This is a genomic window from Mesorhizobium sp. M7A.F.Ca.CA.002.09.1.1 (assembly GCF_003998555.1).
Classification (GTDB): Bacteria; Pseudomonadota; Alphaproteobacteria; order Rhizobiales; family Rhizobiaceae; genus Mesorhizobium; species Mesorhizobium ciceri.
The window spans coordinates 1-5222 of record NZ_RZRR01000361.1 but is presented as its reverse complement, the minus strand read 5'-3'; the positions used below and the strand labels follow the sequence as shown (position 1 = coordinate 5222).

Below are 5222 nucleotides of genomic sequence, written 5' to 3'. Positions count from 1 at the left end.
GGTACGCAGCGGCCTGCCATGCAGCAGCTCTTCGGCAAGGATTTCCTTCGCCGACGCCATCGCGTTTTCCTCAGCGCTCGCGAGATCAGAAAATTCCTGGCCCTCGGGATCCTCCTGCAAGCTTCCGCTCTCATCTCGAAGGTCGAAAAAGTACCTGGACATGCCGACTGAACTCCTGCTCATCGCGACGGTAGCATCGGAAGCGCCAGCCTCAGACTTCAGTGCCTGATGTCCCCGGATTGTCGAAGAGCACAGCGAGGCCATGCTCGATGGCGCAGGCCGCTATCAGATCATCGAAGGCCTTTCCTGAAAGCGGGCAACTTGGCATCACCTCTCGAATTGCGGTCCCGGCCTTGGCGGTAGAGATCACATCGTGGCGTTTCTTGCGTGTCTCGACATATTGCTCGACCAGGATTTTCAGGCGCCTCACCGCAACGTCGTCCGTAAACATGGATTCCTCAGCCAATGCCTGAAGTAAGGCTGTCGGCCTGATCATCGGCCGACGATCTCGGGGTTAGCCGGGATTGCTCGCACAATATTTCTATGGGCAGTTGGTTCCCCCGACCGCTTGCTTGGTAATTTTCGTACAGGGAATACCCTTGCCCGGGCTTTCATCGGGCCGAACCGACAGCCGATTTTCCGATGCCGAGGCGAGCGTTCAGGCTTGCATCACCATGCGGCTGTGACGTGCAACGACACTTTCCTCATCGGTCGCAATCACGCGTACTTCCACCTTGCTCTCGGGACGACTGAGGATCTCGGCGTGGGTGTTGTTGGCGCGATCTTCAAGCACCACGCCAAGCCAGGTCAATTTTTCGCATATGGCCTTGCGGATGGTCGCGGACCGTTCGCCGATGCCGGCGGTGAACACCAGGCATTCAAGGCCACCCATCGTGTTTGCAAGCGCCGCGGCCTCTCTCGCGGCGCGAAAGGCGAAAAGCGCCATCGCCTCTTGCGCGCGAGGATCATTGCTCGCTTCGAGCGTCCTCATGTCGCCGGAAATACCGGATACGCCGAGCAGGCCCGACTTCTCGTAGAGCATCGCCTGCAGTTCTTCCGCCGCGATGCCTCTTTCCAGCAGGAAATACAACAGCACGCCGGGATCGATGGCGCCGCACCGCGTGCCCATGACGAGGCCATCCAGGGCCGAAAAACCCATCGTGGTATCGATGCTTTTGCCCCCGTGCAGGGCGCAAAGACTTGCCCCATTGCCGAGATGGGCGACGATCGTGTGTTTCGCCGCGAAAATTGGCGATATCTCGCTGAGCCGCCCGGCGATGTATTCATAGGAGAGACCGTGGAACCCGTAGCGGCGCAAGCCTTGCTCTTCATACTGGCGCGGAAGGGCAAAGCGCCGCACGAGCGGATCGATCGTCTGGTGGAAAGCGGTGTCGAAACAGCCAACCTGTGGCAGGTCCGGTTGCAAGGCGGCTATTGCACGGACGGGCGCGAGACTGCGAGGCTGATGCAGCGGAGCAAGCGGCGTAAGTTTGTCGATGGCGTCGATGATGTCTGGGGTCAGACGGACAGGTTCGATGAACTCGCTTCCGCCATGCACGATGCGATGGCCGGCGCAGATCAGGTTTCTTTCCCCAATTTCGCCCTGCACCCAATTCAGCATCTCGCCTATGGCCGCGTCATGCCGCTTGTCGGCGGTGAGCGGCCGATCGCACTGCCCCGTTCCGTCGGCCGCTTTTGCGCGCAGTGTGGGTTTGTCGCCCAGGTCCAGCGTGCCGCGTGAAACGAGTTGCATATCCCGTGATGAGACAAGATCGTAAAGCGCAAACTTGATGCTGGACGAGCCGGCATTCAGCGCCAGGATCGACCGACGCATCATTGGCGCCCCTTTGTCGCGGCTTTGTCGGGCCAGCTCCATTTCTGGATTTCGGGCATGTCTTCGCCGTGCTCGCGCACATAGGCCTTGTGCTTCGCCAACCTGCCGTGGAGTTCGCCGGCAAGCCCTTCGGCCCTTTCGGCCAGTCCCGGCACGCGTTCGATGGCGGCGAGCGCGAGATGGTAGCGGTCGAGTTCATTGAGCACCACCATGTCGAATGGCGTCGTCGTGGTGCCCTCCTCGCGGAAGCCATGCACATGCATGTTGTCATGGTTGGCGCGGCGGTATGTCAGGCGATGAATGAGATAGGGATAGCCGTGATAGGCGAAGATGACGGGCCGTGTTTTCGTGAACAACGCGTCGAAGTCCCCGTCGGGCAGGCCGTGCGGATGCTCCGTGTTCGACTGCAATGTCATCAGATCGACAACATTGACGACGCGGATTTTCAGGTCGGGGATCGCGGAGCGCAGAATGTCTGTCGCGGCCAGTGTTTCCAGGGTCGGCACATCGCCGGCGCAGGCCATGACCACATCGGGCTCCTCGTGCTGAGCAACCGTGCCGGCCCATTCCCAGATGCCCGCTCCAGCTTTGCAATGCGCTCCGGCTTCTTCAATGGACAGCCATTGCGGTCCCGGCTGCTTGCCGGCGGTGATGACATTGATGCGGTTATAGGTTCTCAGGCAATGATCGGTGATCCACAACAGGGTGTTGGCGTCCGGCGGGAAATAGAGCCTTACCGTGTCGGCCTTCTTGTTGGCGACCAGATCGGCAAAGCCCGGATCCTGATGGCTGAAACCATTGTGATCCTGCCGCCAGACATGCGAGGTCAAAAGGTAATTGAGCGAGGCGATCGGCTTGCGCCAAGCGAGCTCGCCGGAGGTCTTCAGCCATTTGGCATGCTGGTTGACCATCGAATCGACGATATGAATGAAGGCCTCATAGCATGAAAACAGGCCATGGCGGCCGGTGAGCAGATAGCCTTCAAGCCAGCCCTGGCAGAGATGCTCGCTCAGCACTTCCATGACGCGACCATCACGGGAAAGATGGACGTCATAGGGCTCGATGCGCTCCATCCAGATCCGATCGGTGACCTCGAACACGTCGTCGAGGCGGTTGGAGGATGTCTCGTCCGGCCCCATCAGGCGGAAGTTTCGCGCCTCGGCATTGAGGCGGAACACCTCGCGAAGATAGCTTCCGCAAATCCGCGTCGCCTCGGCAATGACGCCACCTGGACGCGGCACTTCCAGGGCCAGGCTTTTCCAATCTGGAAGCATCAGATCGCGCTTCAGCAGGCCGCCATTTGCGTACGGGCTTGCGCCCATGCGCCTTGTCCCTGTCGGGGCAAGTGCCGCAAGCTCCGGCAACAGGTGCCCGCTTTCGTCGAACAGCTCTCCCGGTTCGTAGCTTCGCATCCAGTTTTCGAGGATCTTGCGGTGCTCCTCATTCCCTCGAGCGTTCGATACCGGCACTTGATGCGAGCGCCAGAAACCCTCGACTTTTTCGCCATCGACTTCCTTCGGCCCGGTCCATCCCTTGGGGCTGCGCAGCACGATCATCGGCCATTTCGGGCGTTGACCATGCCATCCCGGAGCCCGTGCCTGCTCCTGAATGGAACGGATGCGATCGAGCACCGTGTCGAGCGTCGCGGCCATGGACCGGTGCATGGCAAGCGGCTCGTGGCCTTCGACGAAGAACGGTTCGTAGCCATAGCCGGCGAAAAGGTCTCGCAATTCCTGATCGTCCATGCGGCCGAGGATCGTCGGATTGGCGATCTTGTAGCCGTTGAGATGCAGGATCGGCAGGACGGCGCCGTCCGACGCTGGGTTCAGGAACTTGTTGGAATGCCATGCCGCCGCCAGCGGACCGGTCTCGGCTTCGCCGTCACCAACGACGCAGGCAACCACCAGACCCGGATTGTCGAAGGCCGCACCGAAGGCATGAACCAATGCATATCCCAATTCGCCGCCCTCATGGATGGAGCCTGGCGTCTCGGGCGCGGCATGGCTTGGCACGCCACCGGGAAAGGAAAACTGCCGGAACAGTTTCCTGAGGCCGTCTTCGCCCTGCCCGATATCGGGATAGATCTCGCTATAGGTGCCCTCGAGCCATGTGTTGGCGACCATTGCGGGACCGCCATGGCCCGGGCCGCAGATAAACAGAACATCGAAGTCGCGTTCGCGGATAACGCGGTTCAGATGCAGGTAGAGAAAATTCAGGCCCGGCGTCGTGCCCCAATGGCCAAGCAACCGAGGCTTGACGTGCTCGGCCTTCAACGGTTCGCGCAACAGCGGATTGTCGAGCAGATAGATCTGGCCGACCGAGATGTAATTCGCGGCGCGCCAGTAACGGTCCATGAGGTCGATCCGTTCGTGGCCGATAGCCTGCGGCGTCGCGGCAGCCTTGTCGTTCATCGACATCTCCAGCTTTCGGTTCGCTGGTGATAACTGGGGCATCTTTGCGCTTGAGCAACCCCCGACTGCCGCCGTCCGGGACAGTGTCGCGACCCGAGCGGCCAAGAGACCGGTCGCTATCCCGGTGGAGCGAGCGGCTCTGTCCGCAAATAGGCGGGAACCTTGAAGTCCTCCAGCGGTTAGAAACTGGAATCGCGAAGGCCAGGTTCAAGGCAGCTACCGCGAAGGACAACCTCGAAGCGTTGCACCAAAGGGAGCTAAAAAATGCTCGATCTTCCTCGTGCCCGTGATCGAATGGTCAATATCCACGTCGGCCGGCGTGGCATCCATGACCGTGAAATTCTGCAGGCGATGCGCGAAGTTCCACGCGAGGCCTTCGTAGAACCCGGTTTCGAGGAATTTGCTTATGAAGACACGCCGCTGCCGATCGCCGACGGCCAGACCATATCGCAACCCTACATCGTCGCATTCATGATCGAAATGGCGGACGTCAAACCGGGTGACCACGTGCTCGAAATCGGCACCGGCTCGGGTTACGCCGCCGCGGTGATGAGCCGGATCGTCGAACAGGTCTACACCATAGAGCGTCATCCCGGTTTGGCAGAAACGGCGAAACGGCGGTTTGAAAAACTCGGCTATCGAAACATCGAGGTCCGGACAGGCGATGGCACCAAGGGCTGGCCGCAGGCGGCGCCGTTCGATGCCATCGTGGTGACAGCCAGCGGTCCCGGCGCACCGCTCGCCCTTCAGGAGCAACTCGATGTCGGCGGCAGGCTCGTCATTCCGGTCGGCGACGACCCCGATTTGCAACGCCTGCTCAAAGTCACCCGGACAGGTGCCGCAACCTACAGCGAGGAGGATTTCGGCGGCGTGCGCTTCGTCCCTCTCATCGGCGAGCAGGGTTGGTCGGAAAACGGCACCGTCACCAAGGTCGGTCGTCCACTTCGACATCCGCATCCGATCAGCCTGCCCGATAT

The 5222-nt window shown here is 60.7% G+C and carries 4 protein-coding genes; 1 reads left to right on the top strand and 3 read right to left on the bottom strand.

Annotated features, from left to right (window positions below):
- Window positions 1-211: 211 nt before the first annotated feature.
- From EN994_RS16850 to EN994_RS16840, 3 genes are all read right to left on the bottom strand, one after another.
- Window positions 212-496: a hypothetical protein gene (locus EN994_RS16850; RefSeq protein ID WP_245441362.1), complete on the bottom strand. Its 285-nt coding sequence runs from the start codon at window positions 494-496 to the stop codon at window positions 212-214.
- 162 nt (window positions 497-658) lie between these two features.
- Complete coding sequence (locus EN994_RS16845) at window positions 659-1837, bottom strand: acetate/propionate family kinase (RefSeq protein ID WP_082826676.1); 1179 nt, start codon at window positions 1835-1837, stop codon at window positions 659-661.
- Window positions 1834-4245 (bottom strand): phosphoketolase family protein, encoded by a 2412-nt coding sequence (locus tag EN994_RS16840; protein ID WP_063168032.1) that lies wholly within the window; start codon window positions 4243-4245, stop codon window positions 1834-1836. Before EN994_RS16840 ends, EN994_RS16845 begins: the two co-directional genes overlap by 4 nt.
- 264 nt (window positions 4246-4509) lie before the next feature.
- Here EN994_RS16840 and EN994_RS16835 point away from each other — a divergent pair.
- Window positions 4510-5222, top strand: a 713-nt coding sequence (locus EN994_RS16835) for a protein-L-isoaspartate(D-aspartate) O-methyltransferase (RefSeq protein ID WP_127307665.1), incomplete at its 3' end; no start/stop codon positions are given.

What these genes read in the sequence shown, in the direction of transcription:
- EN994_RS16850 (WP_245441362.1), bottom strand. Translation starts at nt 496, where the DNA reads ATGATCAGGCCGACAGCCTTACTTCAGGCATTGGCTGAGGAATCCATG.
- EN994_RS16840 (WP_063168032.1), bottom strand. Translation starts at nt 4,245, where the DNA reads ATGAACGACAAGGCTGCCGCGACGCCGCAGGCTATCGGCCACGAACGG.
- EN994_RS16845 (WP_082826676.1), bottom strand. Translation starts at nt 1,837, where the DNA reads ATGATGCGTCGGTCGATCCTGGCGCTGAATGCCGGCTCGTCCAGCATC.